Source organism: Haloferula sp. BvORR071 (genome assembly GCF_000739615.1).
Taxonomy (GTDB): Bacteria; Verrucomicrobiota; Verrucomicrobiia; order Verrucomicrobiales; family Akkermansiaceae; genus Haloferula.
In genome coordinates this window covers 192413-208091 of record NZ_BATP01000022.1, presented here as the reverse complement: position 1 = coordinate 208091, position 15679 = coordinate 192413, and the positions used below count along the sequence as shown (strand labels likewise).

General features: G+C 63.2%; 6 protein-coding genes. 2 read left to right on the top strand and 4 right to left on the bottom strand.

Translation table 11 applies throughout. The features are described from left to right. Positions 1-74 precede the first annotated feature (74 nt). Positions 75-6440 carry an SUMF1/EgtB/PvdO family nonheme iron enzyme gene (locus tag BV071_RS11030; RefSeq protein ID WP_035606421.1) on the bottom strand — a complete coding sequence of 2122 codons (6366 nt, stop codon included), beginning with the start codon at positions 6438-6440 and terminating at the stop codon, positions 75-77. Between the two features lie 84 nt (positions 6441-6524). Further along, a complete protein-coding gene (locus tag BV071_RS11025) occupies positions 6525-7745 on the bottom strand; it encodes a DNA-binding transcriptional regulator (RefSeq protein WP_035606418.1) in 1221 nt (406 codons plus the stop codon). A gap of 123 nt (positions 7746-7868) precedes the next feature. Here BV071_RS11025 and BV071_RS11020 point away from each other — a divergent pair, with 123 nt between their 5' ends. Together BV071_RS11020 and BV071_RS11015 are read left to right on the top strand one after the other, a co-directional pair. Then, positions 7869-8678, top strand: a complete 810-nt coding sequence (locus tag BV071_RS11020; protein ID WP_035606415.1) for a PEP-CTERM sorting domain-containing protein — start codon at positions 7869-7871, stop codon at positions 8676-8678. A gap of 27 nt (positions 8679-8705) precedes the next feature. Then, on the top strand, positions 8706-11543 hold the full coding sequence (locus tag BV071_RS11015; protein ID WP_035606412.1) for an autotransporter-associated beta strand repeat-containing protein: 2838 nt from the start codon (positions 8706-8708) through the stop codon (positions 11541-11543). Between the two features lie 228 nt (positions 11544-11771). Here the strand turns inward: BV071_RS11015 and gspG are convergent, their stop codons facing one another. Together gspG and BV071_RS11005 are read right to left on the bottom strand one after the other, a co-directional pair. Beyond that, positions 11772-12209 (bottom strand): type II secretion system major pseudopilin GspG, encoded by a 438-nt coding sequence (gene gspG / locus BV071_RS11010; RefSeq protein ID WP_035606409.1) that lies wholly within the window; start codon positions 12207-12209, stop codon positions 11772-11774. 167 nt (positions 12210-12376) lie between these two features. Beyond that, positions 12377-15517 (bottom strand): family 78 glycoside hydrolase catalytic domain, encoded by a 3141-nt coding sequence (locus BV071_RS11005; protein WP_265594326.1) that lies wholly within the window; start codon positions 15515-15517, stop codon positions 12377-12379. Between the last annotated feature and the right edge of the window lie 162 nt (positions 15518-15679).

The window sequence follows — 15679 nt, the reverse complement described above, 5'->3', positions numbered from 1 at the left end:
GCGGGGTCCTTCTCACGGGACCAAACTAGCAAAGGAAGAGAAGTATGGGGTAAACCTTCTGTAAAATCGCCGCCTCACTCGTTGGGATGCAGCCCGCGCACGCAGCGGAAGCCCAGCATGCCGTAGTCGTCATTGCCCGTCGGCGGATAGGCCAGGCGCTGGTGGTTGCTGGACTGGTCCACATAGTTCCACCAGGAGCCGCCGCGCAGCACACGGAACTCGCCGCTGTCTGGGCCATGCGGATCGACCTGTGCTTCCGCGCTGTAATCACCCATGCGGTCCCAAGTCCACTCCCAGGCGTTGCCGGTCATGTCGTAGAGGCCATAGCCATTCGCGGAATCCGGTGCACCGCCCGGCTGGGTGCCGTCGAAGAAGCCGACCCGTTGGGTGTAGGGGTAGTCCTCGGATGGCGCGCGGCCGATGAAGAGTTCGTAGTTCCAGTGGTTCGCGCGCAGCTCAGCGCTACCTCCGCCCCAAGGATAGGGCTGGCCCTCGATGCCACCACGGGAGGCACCCTCCCACTCGGCCTCGGTTGGCAGGCGGTAGCCATTGCCGGACCAGTTCACCTGCGCGGCGGTCAGGTCGAGCTGACCGCTGCGATAGATGACGAGGCCCGCGAGATCCGCGCGATAGACCGGGATGCGGCCCTCCATCTCGGAGCGGGCATTGCACCACTTGACCGCATCATACCACGAAACCGCAACCGCCGGATGATCGAGCGGCACGCTGTAGGGCAGGGTGACCGGCAAGTCATAACCGTGGGCATTTCCCCAGGTGGCCACCGCTTCCCAGTCGCCACGGGTCACCTCGAAACGATCCATCTCGAAGCCCGCCACCAGCGTGGCATGTGCAGGTTTGCTGGTCTGCACGCCGCCATTGTCGCCTTGTGTGCTCCAGCCGGCGGGGATGCGCCGCATGTCGCGCAGCACACTGCCGCGTGCCGCCTGGTGGCTCAGCGCCAGCGGATCGCCATCGAGCGGAGTGCCTTCTGGCAGCAGTGCTTCGATCCGATACAGGCGGCGGGATCCGCTGGCGGGAACTTGCGCGCTCATCGACGGACGCTGGCCGGGAAGCGGCCCCAGCAGATCGACGAAGGGCGTGGTGAGGTCCGGACTACTGCGCACCACGTAGTTGCGGCCGGTCTCCGACTGCCAGGAGAGCTGGAAGAAAGGACCAGGCAGCAACTTGGATTGCTCGATGTAGAAGCGCCGTGCCGGATCGCGGTCGTCCATGCCCGCCACGAACTCATCACGCGCGATCTGGCCGTCGCCGTCCGCATCGCGGAAGTCCGCCGCGGCGTAGTCGCCGCCGCTCACCAAGCCATGTGCATCCAACCACCAGTAGGGGGTGCCAGCGGCGGTCACCTGCGGTGAAAGATCCGCGGTCACCGTGCGCGGCTGATCCATCGTCAGAACGATCTGGGGCGAGGTCGCATCGGCAGGCACATCGCCACGCCAGCGGGCGAAGAGGAACTTGCCAGCAGGCCGCGCCTCCAGTGTCACCTGCGAGCCCAGAGGCTTCCAGCCCGCGGCGTCCATCGGCAGGATTACGCCTTCAAGCCCTGATCCGAGCGTGAGGCGGACCTCCGGACTCCAGCTCCAGGTCAGCATCGCATCGCTGTTCAAGACCAGCGAGCCGGATGAGCCCGTGCCGCTCTGCCCGCCACTCACCGTCCAGCCCGCAGGCGATTGGCGTGTAGTGCCGGTAACGTTCGGCAGAGCCGAGAAGTGGACCACGCTGCCATGCGGCAGCACCAGCGAACCGGCCGCAGGCGTCACAGTGCTCTGTGTGGAGACGATGGTCAGCGTGTGCATTCCGACCGAGAAGTTGGCCGTGATCGGCCCGGTAGGACGATTCACCGCAGGAATCGTGAAGCTGTTGCCATTGGCAGTGCCCGTGGTGGTGTCGCCGGTCCAGGAAACCAAAGCCGCGCCGCTATCAGGAGTGCCGCCGAGCACCAGCGGCTGCCCTGCATCCACCCACTTATCCGTAGGTGTCACTGCTCCCGGGCCACTCGAGTTTGCCGTAACGCGATGCTGCGTTTTCCACAGCCAGGTCACCGTCAGGTTGCCGCTGATGGTGGTGCTGAATTCGCTGGCTGTGCCGCTGGCAGTGCTTGCCCCAGCCAGTTGGTAGCCGTTGCAGAGATAGCGGGTATCGCCATCCGTGAAGGTCGAGGCACTGAAGCTTACGCTGCTGCCCTGCTCATAGGCATAGGATGCTGGCGCCGGGCTGGTGGAGGAATGCGCGGAGACCACCTGCACCGCGAAGGTCGGCGTTCCTGAATCGAATACCGCCGTCACCGGGCCGCGCGGACGATCCACCGGCACTGTGATACGGCTGCCTTCGATCGTGCAGCCAGCGATATCACCGCTCCATTGCAGGAAGGAAGATCCGGCATCGGCCTGAGCCTGGATCGAGACATTTGCGCCCGCCGCCTGCCAGCCATCGCCGATGCTGACGATGCCGTTTCCGGTGGTGGCGGTATCGAGCCAGTAGTCGGTGGCCCAGGTCCATGTCAGCGTGGCATCGCCATTCTGTACGGTGGTCGCCGTACTGCCGCTGCCGGAGGAATTCTGCTTGCCGCTCAAGGTCCAGCCCGAGGGGCGATGGCGGGTGAGTCCGCTGACTTGGTTGCTTGCGCTGACCACGATCGGCGAGCCATCGGAAACCTGGTGCGTGCCCACTGCCGGAATCACCGAAGGGTGGGCGGAAGCCACCGTCAGGGTGCTGTTGAAGCGGCCGTCGAAATCGAGATCCAGCACGAACTCGCCGCCATTCGGGTCGTGCAGGTCGAGCATGCCCTGGCGGTCCGCCGCGAGGTTCGGATCGACATAGCGGCCGAGGGTGGGGGAGTAGGTGCTGTTGTAGATCTTGTTCTCGCCCGGCCGGAAATCCATGATGCGGAGGAAGCCATTGCCGCCATTCGGCAGCGACTGGTAGTCGCACAGGACCTCGTGCACGGTGTTTCCCGCTGCGTTGATCTTCTCCAGATTGTAGATCGCGAACATGTGCCCGCAGATCACCATGTAGACTTGGTTGAAGGGCTTCACCAGCGCATTGAAGACCTCCTCCGGCTTGTTGCGATCCGGGCCGATGCTGACATTCGGCTGGGCGGTGTAGCCGCGCTCGCCGGTGCCGGTGCCGAAGACACCGGTGCCGCCGGTCTCCGCGAGGTAGTTGTGGGTGGTGATCATCGTCAGCACCTGCGGGTGCGCGCTTAGCACGGAAGAGGCCCAGGCCATGTCTTCGTCCGGGCAATCGTGGTCGAGGTGCATGAACATGAAATCGCGGCCATTCACCGGCACGATCTGATAGGAGCTGTAACCGCGCGGCGAGGAGCCGCGGTACCAGTCATACACCTGGTTCGTCGCCGGATTGATCCAGCGTCCGACCGAGGAGGCGTGCGTCGGATTCGGCCCGAAGCGTTCGAGGTAATGGTTCGAGCCGCTGGCCAGGTCGTGGTTGCCCGGGCAGGTGCCGTAGGCGAGCTGGGCGTTGAGCAAGTTCATTGCATCCGTCGCGCGGGTCCACTGCGAGGTGTTGGTTGGCGAGTTCACGATGTCGCCGAGGTGGGTGAGGAACTTGATGTTGAGCGTCTCCTTGTTGTCGAGCACCCACTGGGTCTGGCGCGTGAAGGTGTCCGTCGGTGATGTCAGGCTGGTGTAATTCTGTGTATCCGGCAGCGCGACCACGGTGAAGTTCTCGTCTGCCGAGAAGTTCGCGGTAATGGTCGCATAGGGCCGGGTCATCGGCAGCACGATGTTCTTGCCGCCGGTGATCGCGCCGCTGGTATCACCGGTCCATCCCGCGAAGTGATAGCCCGGCGCGGGTGTCGCGGTGATCTGCAGCGGCTTGCCGCCCTCCTGCCAACCCGACGCCACGCTCACCGTGCCATTGCCGCTCGTTGCCGTGACCACGCGATGCTCGGTGCGCCACAGCCAGGTGAGCGTCGAGTTGCGGGTCAGGCTCATCGTGAAACTGCTGCCGGTGCCGGAACCCGGATCATTGCCGATCATGGTCCAGCCCACGCAAAGGTGGCGGGTATTCGCGCCGATCTCATCCGTGGCTGAGGGGTGCAGCTCCGTTCCTCCCGGATATGAATGATTGCCCGAGGCCGGTGTCGCGCTGCCATGTGCGGAGATCACGGTAAGCACCGGATCCGCCCCGGGATCGACTACGGTGACCTGCACCACGATGCTGTCGCTCGACTGCCCATCGCTGACGGCCACCACGAAGGAGTCCGCCCCAGTGTAACCCGCGGCAGGCGTATAGCCCACTTGGCAAGTGCCGTTGATGCTTCCAATAATCCCGGCGCTGCCATGCTGCGGTGCCGTGGCAATGCTCCAGCTCAGCGCATTTCCATTCGGATCGGCGGCGGTGAAGGTCGCAGTCTGCTCGCTGCCATTGAGCGTCGCGTTCAGCAGGTAGCTGTCTCCTTCCGAGATCACCGGCGCGCTGTTCTGGACCTGCAACGCGACCGACACATCGGCAAAGGCCTTCCCGTCCGAGGCCCTCACCACAAAGTTATCCGCGCCCGTGTGGTTGTTGGCAGAAGCATAGGTCACCGTACAGACGCTGTTGCTCGCCACGGAGATCACCGCATTGCCATGGGCTGGCAGAGTTTGGATCGTCCATGTGATGGCGTTGTTATCCGCGTCACTCACATGGAAGGTGATCGGCGTCGGCACCGCCATGCCGGCATTCACGGACACCGGGCTCGTCTCCGCGATCACCGGCGGGTGATTCGGCTGCGGTGGTGAGACATCCGCGATGAAGGCACCCGCACCACCTAGCGCGGCGGCTTGCGTCGCATTCAGCGCGGTATTCCAGAGCGCCAGGTTCGACACCCGGATCGGCCCGTCCTCTCCATCCTCGTCAGCAAAGGCCAGCAGCAGCGGCGCGAGCGCGTGCCGGTCATCAAGCGCACCCGCATTGCCATCATACCAAAGCTGGCCATTCACATAGATCCGGCGGTCGGTGCCATTGTCCACGCTGACGACCACCCGATACCAGGTATCGGGCGCAGTGGTATTGGTGGAGTAGCCTCCCATGGCGGCGATACCGACGCGGTTCGAGGTATCGATGAAGAGTTCACCATCAGTGGTGTTATTGCCATCGGCCTGATAGAGGCACTTCCAGCCCGCAGCGGGATAGCTGATGTCGAAGAGCAGACTGTATTCATTTACCTTCGTCCCGCCACCGGTGCCTGCGGCAATCCCGTGGTTCGCGATGTAGTAGCTGCCGGATGCCACCAGCATTGCGCCATCCCCGGGAGCGAGGCCTGTTGCTTCGCTGAAGCCACTGCCACTGGTAGTCAGATCGCTGCCTATCGTTGCTAGCGTATGATCGAAGGCATGATCGAATTGCCACCAGCCGACCGGATTGGGGTAGGGAGGAGTCGCCGGATCACGTACGAAAACATTCACCACGCTCTGCGTCGAGCCACTGCCATCTCCCGCCTGCACCGTGTAGCTATCCGTGCCGCTGTATCCAGCCTGCGGCGTATAGCGCACCGTGCACTGCGTGGTGCTGCTGGAGACAATCGTGGTACTGCCATGCGCTGGCGCGGTGGCGACGCTCCAGCTGATCGTATCGCCATTCGGATCGATGGCGTTGAAGGCCAGATCAACCCCGGGACCATTCTTCGTCGCATCCAGGGTCCGCGGACTGCCCTCCGTGATGGACGGCGGCTGATTGGCGATCGGTGCGCCGGCGGCACCCAGGGCCGTGACTTCGCCCGCTGTGAGCACCCCACCGTAGATTGCGAGCGCAGCTACATTCAGCGAGCCGTTCTCGCCATCATTGTCCGCGAAGAAATGAATTACGCTATCCAGCGCGAAACGACCGGTCGTTCCCGCATTCGTCGTGCCGGTGTGGCTATAGACCAGCGCACCATTCAGGTAAGTCTTCACCTTCGGCGCGGCCGCCCCGCCTGCTTGAGTCAGATCCACGGTGATCACCAGGCGGGTCCACAGCGTCTCTGGAATCGCCGTGCCCGAGTAGCCGATGTCCGCGATTCCAAGCGTGTCGTTCGAGTTGCGGATGAAGTATTCCGCGTCGTTCGCCGCTGGAGTGGCGGAGGTCTGATAGATGCTGCGCCATGAAGAGCGCGAAGCCACGGGAGAGAAAATATCCGCGAGGATCGAATACTGGCTGACCGCTGTCGGAGTGATACCGTGCGTCGCAGTCAAGGCATTCGCGGCGCCGCTGACCGTGGTGATCACACCGCTCAGTGAGGTCCCGCCGGCATCGGCCAGAGTGGAAGAGTAGGCAGGAGGCGTGCCCGCGATGGTCAGGTTGTTCCCGACGGTGGCCTTGCCGGGTAGCGTCGGGTCATCGAAGAGCCATAGCCCGCGGAGCTGCGCGGCTTCCAGTGGCAGGGCGGTGAGGAGGAAAGCGGCGGCCAAGCGGCTCCAGGGTTTCGCGGAGGAGTGCATGAAGGAGCATTTTCATAGTCCTCCGCGGGTCTTTGGTGCCATTGCGGCAGACCCAATTCCATTGGCTGCTTGCCAAATCCCGGGTCAAGATTTCGCCTCATTGCGGATCTTGCCCGGGGTCTTGCCGGTCATCCGCTTGATGAAACGACATACATCGTCTGGACCGGAAAAACCACATTCCTCAGCGATCGATTCGAGCGTGAAGTTGGTCCGATGGAGATAGTCGCAGACGCGCAGGCAGCGCAGGCGCTCGATTTCTTCCTTCGGGCTGTGGCCCAGGGCGGCATGGAACTTCTGGCGCAGGAGTTCGCGCGAAACCCCGGCGCGCCGCGCCAGTGAATCGACGCTGATGCCCTTCTGCATGATGTTCTCCCGCAGGTGGTCCAGCGCCTTGGTGACCACGGGATCGGAGAGGATCACGCGGCCCGTCGATTCACGCCGCGCGACACCCGCGGGCGGCACCAGCACCCGGCGCTGGGGCGGGATCTTCTCGCCGCTCATCATGTGGTGCAGCAGCTCGGCTGCCGCGCGCCCGATCCGGCGGCCCGGATAGGAGATACTGCTCATCGCCGGGTTGGTGGTGTGGCAGAAGACCACGTCATCCGAGACGCCAAGCACCGGCATCTCTTCGGGACAGCGGATACCCAAGGTCTTCAGCAGGCGCATGACCCACACCGCCATGATGTCGTCCTTACAGAAGATTCCGCAGGGCTTTGGCAGCGAGCCCAGGGGCACGGAGATGCTGCGCTCGATCCGCTGCGGCCGCACTGCCAGCGGATAGCTCGATACCGGCACATCGATGCGGTGGAAGCGCCCGTTGATTTCGGCGACCGCCTCTTGGAATGCTTCCAGCCGCTCCTGCGAGTAGCGCCGCGTCGACTCATGCACGTAGGCAAAGTCGCGCAGGCCAAGCGACGCGAGATGCTCCGCCGCCATCCGCCCGACGCGCACATTGTCCACTGTGACCCGAGGAAATTCCGGTGCCTCGCCGGGAAACTCCGCGCTCAGATTCACCACCGCGATGCCACGCGCCTTCCATGCCTTCGCTTCCGCGGCGGTATGGCGGAAGACCAGCAAGCCATCGCCTTCCCAGTGCTCGTCGATCGGTGCGGCGGGCAAGTCGCCACCGCTCGGCTGGTCGAAATGCATCTCCACGAAGGAGCCGTGGCTGCGCTGGAAATCGATCAAGCCTTCGAAGACCCGGAACACAAAGCCGGTTGCCCACTCCGGCAGGCGCACGCCCACGCGGAAGTGCCTCTGCAAGGGTGCATCGGAACTGGTGGTGGATTTCTTCGCGGCGGGCATCTCACGGATTCGTAGCAGGCTTCTCGCGAAAATGCCAAAGAGATTTGCCGGGCGGCCATTGTGATTTCGGGCGGGTGCAGGCAGGCATGGATACCGGCACCCAGCCGACCTCGACCTCGACTGATGAAAATCCCCGTAGTCTCCCTGCTCCTTCTCGCCCTGCCCGCCCACGCTGCCACCTTGGCGGGCCTCTGGGAATTCAATGACAGCGGCAATCTCAACCAAGCCACCCAAGGCAGCGCGCTGAGTTTCACCGGCACCGTCGCCGCGACCACCGGCGTCAGCGGCAGCGATGGTGCGGCGGACTTCGCCAAGGGAGCGTGGGCGGCGGTGACGAATCCAATCAGCGCCAATGGCGCGACCGGCACGCCGACGCGGACCAATCAATTCACCATCGTGCTCGACTTCATGGTTCCGAGCTTCACCGATGGCGGAGCCGACAACGGCACCTTCACCGGGCTCTTCGATTTCGACAATGGTGGCAGCGATGCCGACTTCTTCATTCGCAAGCAGACCGGTGCCACCGAACTCGGCGTGACGACCCAGTGGCCCTATGTCGGCGCCGGCCCCACCAGCAATGGCAGCGACACCAGCGGCACGGTGCTGGCGAATACCTGGTATCGGCTTGTCCTTGCCTCGGATACCGGTGTCGGCCGCTCGGTGTATCTGAATGGCAGCCTGATCGGAACCTTCACCGCCGGCACCCAGGAGGCCACGCGCCAATCGCTCTCCACCAGCAATCCGCTGCGCCTGCTCTGGGACAACGATGGCGAGACCTCGCGCGTGCTGGTCTCGAATCTCGCGCTCTTTGATGGCCGCTTGAGCGCCACCGACGTCACTGCACTCGGCAGTGCGGGCTCTCCCGTTCCTGAGCCTTCCTCCTTGCTGTTAGGCGCACTTGCCACTTTGGCCGGCCTGCGTCGCCGCCGCTGATCACTCCGCATCTCACCTCCTTGACCCATGAAGACCTCGTCGCCTCTCTCGCTTCTTCCCTTCCTCCTGCTACCGCTTTCCTCTGCCAGCGCCGCCTTGGTCGGTGATTGGCAGTTCGATGATCCCGCTGACCTTGGCAAGGCCGCGGTCGGCAGCGCGCTCACTTTCACCGGTGCTGTCTCCTCCGCCACGGGTGCTGGCTCTGGCGGCGCGGCGGACTTTGCGAAAGGCGCATGGGCCGCGGTCACGAGCCCGATCCCGGCGAATGGATCGAGCGGATTCCCCACCCGTACGAATCAATACACCATCGTCGTCGACTTCATGGTGCCGGACTTCACTGATGCCGCGGCGGACAATGGCACCTTCACCGGGCTCTTCGATTTCGATAACGGTGGCTCGGATGCCGACTTCTTCATCCGCAAGCAGGCGAACGCCACCGAGCTGGGCGTCAGCACGCAGTGGCCCTACATCGGCGCCGGTCCCACCGCCAATGGCGGCGGCACCAGCGGCACGGTGCGGGCCAATACCTGGTATCGCCTGGTCCTCGCGGTGGACAATGGCGTCGGCCGCTCGATCTATCTGAATGGCACCCTGATCGGCAGCTATGGCACCGGCACCCTGGATGCCACTCGCCAGTCGCTCTCGACCACCACGCCCTGGCGCTTGCTCTGGGACAACGATGGTGAGACTTCCCGGGTGGTCGTTTCCGAGTTGGCGCTGATGGACACGCGCCTCAGTGCCGCCGAAGTGACCCTGCTCGGCACCGCCGGCTCGCCGGTAAATCCGCCGCGCGCTGCTCCCATTACTTGGAAGGGTGGTGCCAGCGGCGAGTGGAGCAATGCGGTGATCAGCGCGCCGAAAAATTGGGTGCTCGATAGCGATGGTCTTACCACTACTGATTTCCAGAAGTTCGACAAGGTCACCTTTGATGACAACGCGGCCGGCGCTACTCCCGCGATCAGCTTGAGCAATGGCGACGTCGAGCCCGGAGACATCTTGTTCAACAACGATATCAAGAACTTCACCCTTGGTGGCAGCGGTGCCATCACCGGGAGCTCTGGTCTGGTCAAGGTGGGTGCCGGTTCGCTGACGATCAGCAATGCGAACACCTTCACGGGTGCGACCCAGATCTCATCCGGGATCCTGAACCTGCAGCATGCACAGGCGCTGCAGGGGAGTGTGGTTATCACCAATTATGGTTCCTCGGAGATCAAATTCGGCAGTCTCACGGCGGCTACCTTGGGCGGCCTGGGTGGTGATGCGGACCTCGCCCTGAAGAATGCTTCCTCGCAGCCGCTCGCGCTCACGGTCGGCAGCAGTGCGAGTGCGACCTTCGGCGGTCTGCTCTCCGGCAGCGGTTCCTTGACCAAGATCGGCAGTGGCCGTCAGACGCTGAACTACGACAACACCTACAGCGGCGGCACTACGGTGGCGGCGGGGACCTTGGTCGCCGGTAGCCCCACGGCCTTCGGCACCGCGCCGGTGGTCTCGACCGGTGGCAGCATCGAGTTCGCCATCGCCTCGGGCAGTGAATCGACGGTAGCGACCAACATCACGCTGCCCGGCGGCACCGGCGTGCTCAGCCTCTTCGGCTCCTTCGGCTTCAATCGTGGCGCTCCGGGACCCGGCACCGCCACCCGCCTGACGGGCAAGATCAGTGGTGGCTCGGCCGACCGGGTCTTCCGCATGAGCGACACGCTGATCACCGGCGAGCACGATAATACCACCATCCTCGACAACCCCTCCAATGACTTTCTCGGCCAGATCGAGGCATGGCGCGGCACCATCGCCTTCACCAGCGATGCCGCCCTTGGCGATCCCTCGAACGACATCCTGCTCTCCACGGAGAACCTGCTCGGCTCGCTGCGCTTCGATGCCGACAACATCACGCTCAATGCCGGTCGTACGATCGTGCTCTACTCGAACCAGGCTCCGATGCCGATCAATACCCAGGCCTTCACCGGCACCGTCGCCGGCGACTTCAGCGGGGTGGGGAATCTGGTCAAGCAAGGCAGCGGCACCTTGATCCTCACCGGCACGAACAATGCCACCGGTATCACGACGGTGTCCGAAGGGACGCTTCGCGTGAATGGGAGCTTCGCCACGGGTGGCGGCACGGTCACGGTCAATGCGACGGGCACCTTGGGAGGCACTGGTAGCATCGCCCGCGCGGTGGCGGTTGCGGGTAAGATCGCGCCAGGCGCTTCGGCGGGAACTCTCACCACTGGGAGCACGGCGATCACCGGTACCTATGCGGTGGAGGTGGATGGCGCGAGCGCCGACCAACTGGTCGTAAACGGTGATCTCGATATCACGGGCGCGACCCTGGACGTCTCGCTGCTCGGCGGTGGCTTCACCCAGCAGTCGTATGTGATCGCTACCTACACTGGCACGCTCACCGGCAGCTTCGCCACGGTTACTCCCGGCTACACGGTAACCTATGCCGCCGGCCAACTGGTCCTGAAGCAAGGCTCTGCTTCCGGCTTCGACGCTTGGGCTGCCGGGAAGGGCGTCACCGGCTTTGACGCGGATCCCGACAACGACGGGATTTCCAACGGCATCGAGTTTGTCATCGGTGGCGAGCCGGCACCGGGTGTTGCTTCGAATTCCGCGGCGCTGTTACCACAGGCATCGTACCAAGCGGCTAGCGGCGATTTTGTCTTCCTCTTCCGGCGCACGCCGGAGTCGGCTTATCTCAATCCCTCGGTGGAATACTCCTTGAGCCTGGGTTCCGGCACTTGGATCGCAGCTCCGGCGGGAACGGTGACCGGAACGCAGGCCGGGGCCGATCTGGTGGAAGTGCGGATTCCTTCTTCGCTCGCCACCGGTCGGAAGATCTTCGCCCGGCTGAAGGTGTCGCAGTGAAGCGATGCGGGCTTTTTCCTTGGGTTAGTATGAGGTCGCGGCCGTCCCCTTGCGGGGGCGGCCGCTCCTTTGTTTGCTATGAGGCAACGCGGGCGATTGTTATTTGCGCGAAGAGTGGGGAACCACGGATGGACACGGATGAAAGGCAGGAAAGACTGGCTGGCCTGAACCTTTGTTCGTGGTTCCTTATTCGTTGCGCTGGAGTTGCATCGGCTTTTGGAGCGTGGATTATTCATCCTGGCTGTTGAGATCGTCGTCGGTGCCCTCCTGGCCGTCCTTGCCTCTGCTGATCAGTTCAAACTCGCCGGGCTTCTTGGTTCCCGGGAACTTGTAACCGTAGGAATTTCCCCATGGGTCCGGCGGAAGCTTGTCGAGCACTTGGGTCCACTTGGCCGGCAGGGGTGCACTGGTGGGGCGTGTGATGAGTGCTTGGAGGCCTTGCGCAGTCGAGGGGAAGGTCCCGGCATTCATCTGGTAAGTCCGGACCGAGGCCCCGATGGACCTGAAGTCCGAGGTGACGCGTTGCAGTTTGGCTCCATCGGTGATGTGGCTGATAAGCGAGATGGAGCTTCCCAATAGAACGGCGATGATCCCGAGGACGATCACCATTTCGAGCAAGGTGAAGGCAGCGGCACGGCGGCTGCGGATAACAGTGCGGTGTTTCATGGGGAGATATGTTGTGGTTCCCGGTGAATTAGCTTTCACCAGAGTGAACACCGCACTGGTCAGGGCTTGTCTGGGGAATAAAGCTGGGGGTGACCCCAGCAGTCCGAGGGCCTGCGGCTTTCATCGGGGGTACGCGGGGTGGAGGGCGCCGCGGTATCGCTCCCCGATCATTCCGTCGGACAAGCAAAGCGATAGGTGCCCGAGCCGACCTCGAACACTGCCCGACCATTCTCCTCCTTCACGAGCTTTCCACCCTCCTGTTTTACGTCTTCGGCCCGCTTTGCAGGAACGCTTACTAGAGCCGTCGTATTCGGCGGCACGCTGACTTCGAGCGCGAAGTGTTTGTCTTCAAGCTTCCATGCCGAAGCAATTCTTCCGCGTGCGGAATCGTAGTGTCCCGATGCCTGGGTCAAGCCACCACCCGGCACCGGTGCAATCGAGATCTTACTGAACCCCGGCTCCAGCGGCGTGATCCCCAGCACGGTCTGGTAGAGCCATTCGACACAGGCTCCATAGGAATAGTGGTTGAAGGAATTCATCGACACATCGCCGAAGCCCTTGTCCAGCGTATAGCTATTCCAACGCTCCCAGATGGTTGTTGCGCCTTGCTCGACCGAATAGCCCCACGAGGGGTAAGTCTTCTTTTGGATCAAGGCATAGGCCAGATCGCTGCGCCCGATCTCACTCAATACCGGCAAGAGCAGGTTCACGCCCAGGAAGCCGGTTCCGAGATGCCCTTCGCGTGCCTCAATCGCTGCCACCAGATGCTTCGCGGCTAGCTGCCGTTGCTCCTCACTCAGCAGCCCGAACCTGATCGCCACGAGGTATCCTGTCTGCGTGTCGTTGCCGATCTTTCCGTCTGCCTTCACGAAGGTCTTCTGGAAGGCTGCGCGGATTTCCTCGAAGTGCTTCCGATAGGTCGCGGCGTCCTGCTTCTTGCCCAAGGCCTCCGCGAGGTCCGCCACCAGTTTGTTGCTATACGCGTGGTAAGCGGTGCCCAGCAGGTCCTTCGGCGTGTCGCCGCCCACCGCCAGCCAGTCGCCAAAGCCTTCATTCGGCCCGATGTCCTGCGGTGCTTTCTGCCGGTAGAGCGCGAGGTGCTTGGTCATCGCCGTATAGTGGTCCTCCGCGGTACGAGTATCGCCGTACATCCGGTAGAGGGTCCACGGCACGATCACCCCCGCATCCGCCCAGCCGGGGCTCCACATGTCGTGATAAACCGGCGCCATGCCCGGGAAGCCGCCCGCAGGATTCTGCGCGTCCACCATGTCCTGCGTCCACTTGGCGAGGAAGACATCCACGTCCATGTTGTAGGCTGCAGTCTGCGCGAAGACCTGGGTGTCACCACTCCAGCCCATCCGCTCATCGCGCTGCGGGCAATCGGTCGGCACCTCGAGGTAGTTCGAGCGCTGGCCCCAAAGCGTGTTCTTGTAGATCGCATTGATCAGCGGATCCGAGCAGGTGAAGGAGCCGGTCACCGGCAGGTCCGAGCCGATCACGATTCCAGTGAGGGTGTCCTTGGTGGCAGGGGAGGGGAGTCCGCTGATCTCCGCGTAGCGAAAGCCATGGAAGGTGAAGCGCGGCTCCCAGATCTCCTCGCCGCTGCCCTTGCAGATGTAGTGATCGGTCGCCCGTGCCGAGCGCAGGTTCTCGGTGTAGAGCTGGCCATCCGGCTCCAGCATCTCGCCGAAGCGCAGGCGGATCGATGTGCCTGCCGGGGCATTCACCTTCAGCCGGACAAAGCCCGAGAAATTCTGCCCGAAGTCGATGATCTGCGCCCCGGCATGCGGCTCGGTGATCTTCACTGCCTGCAGCTCCGCGGTCTTCCGCACCGGCGGCATCGGATAGGCCTCCAGCACTTCCGGCTCGATTTCTGCACCGCTCGCCACCGGCTTCCACGCCTTGTCATCGAATCCCGGCGCATCCCAGCCCGCTGTCTCCAGCCGCGCGTCGTGGCTCTCGCCGGCGAACATGTCCGCTTCCAGGATCGGCCCGGTGGATGCCTTCCAGGTGCCGTTGCTGTTGACCAGCTCGCGGCTGCCATCCGGATAGATGAGTTGCAACTGCGCCTTCAGCCGCGTCTTCGAGCCATGGCGATTCTGGCCGAGCACGCTGATATTGCCGCGGAACCAGCCATCGCCCAATAGAGCTGCGAGGGTATTTTGTCCCACCTTGATCTTGGCCGTCACATCGTGCGTGCGGTAGTAGAGCCGCTTCTTGTAGTCGGTCCAGCCGGGTGCGAAGTAGCTGTCATCCAAGCGCTCGCCATTGAGCCGCGGCTCCACATGACCCAGTGCCGTGGTATAGAGCACTGCCCGCAGGGGCTGGCGCGTGACCGTGAAATCCTTCCGCAACTGCGTGGCCGGCAGATAGCTCTTCACCACCGGCTCCGCCTTGAGCGGTCCCCAGGGTGCACAGCCGTTTTGCCCTAACACATCCGCCGCCTCGAAGTTCTTTCCATCCAGCGAGGCCTCCCAGCCCGCTCCGGTCGCGAAGCTCTGCACCCCGCCATCCGCGAACTCCACCACCACCGCGCCGAGAAAGCCCGCCGCCGAGGCGTTATTCGTGATCTCTGCCGTCAAAGTGTTCTTCCCTGGCAGAAGCACCGCGGTCACCGGCTTCCAGCTCACCGTCTTCCACAACTTTCCGGAGAGCGTCGCGCTGCCATTCACTTCCAGCGTGAACTCATCGTCTGCCGTGAAGAACGCCGTGGCCTGCCGCACTGCCCGTCCCGCGGGCAGCTCGAAGCTGCCACGGAACCACGACTTGCCCGCCACATCCGTCTTTCCCGCGCGGATCCAGTTCGCCGCCGCGAAGGCATCCTGTGGCGGCATCGTCTCCTTCCATGGCAGGTTCGCGGGAGCCACATCATCCAAGCCGATCCACTGCGCCTGCCAGTAGCCCTTGTCTAACAGACCCATGCTCCACTTCCCCGGAGTACTCCATCCGGAGACCTGATCCTTGTCGTCCCAGGCCATCACTTTCCAGCAGGCCTGTGCCTGTGAGGCCAAGGGCTTGCCCGCGTAGCGGATCTGCAGCGACTCCGCCGATGGAACTCTTCCACTGTCCCACAAGTCGCCCCGATCCTTGGCTAATAACTCCGGTGACGAAGCCACCAGCACCCGGTAAGCCGTCTGCCGGGCATTCGTCTCATTGGATTCCAGACGCCAGGATAGCACCGGCTGCTGGTCGATCCCTTCCGGATCTTTCAAGGAGAGCACCCGCAACTCCGCTGGCAACACTACGCCATGAAGTAATGGGCAAAGCAGTGGCAGGACGACAAACAGGGGCGTGAGGCAGCGCTTCATCGGGGCCATGGCAAGAGCTTGAAGTACCCAAGGGGGCTGGCAAGTGAGCGCCATTCCAACTTCGGGCCATAATGACTCCTTATGATGTCCGATAATGCGGCGGCCGACTCCGCGCTATCCCGGTAAATTTGCGGAAAATTACAATAAGCTTGATAATACACT

Coding starts and splice junctions, on each gene's coding strand:
- BV071_RS11030 (WP_035606421.1), bottom strand. CDS start 6,440: ATGCACTCCTCCGCGAAACCCTGGAGCCGCTTGGCCGCCGCTTTCCTC.
- BV071_RS11025 (WP_035606418.1), bottom strand. CDS start 7,745: ATGCCCGCCGCGAAGAAATCCACCACCAGTTCCGATGCACCCTTGCAG.
- BV071_RS11020 (WP_035606415.1), top strand. CDS start 7,869: ATGAAAATCCCCGTAGTCTCCCTGCTCCTTCTCGCCCTGCCCGCCCAC.
- BV071_RS11015 (WP_035606412.1), top strand. CDS start 8,706: ATGAAGACCTCGTCGCCTCTCTCGCTTCTTCCCTTCCTCCTGCTACCG.
- gspG (WP_035606409.1), bottom strand. CDS start 12,209: ATGAAACACCGCACTGTTATCCGCAGCCGCCGTGCCGCTGCCTTCACC.
- BV071_RS11005 (WP_265594326.1), bottom strand. CDS start 15,517: ATGAAGCGCTGCCTCACGCCCCTGTTTGTCGTCCTGCCACTGCTTTGC.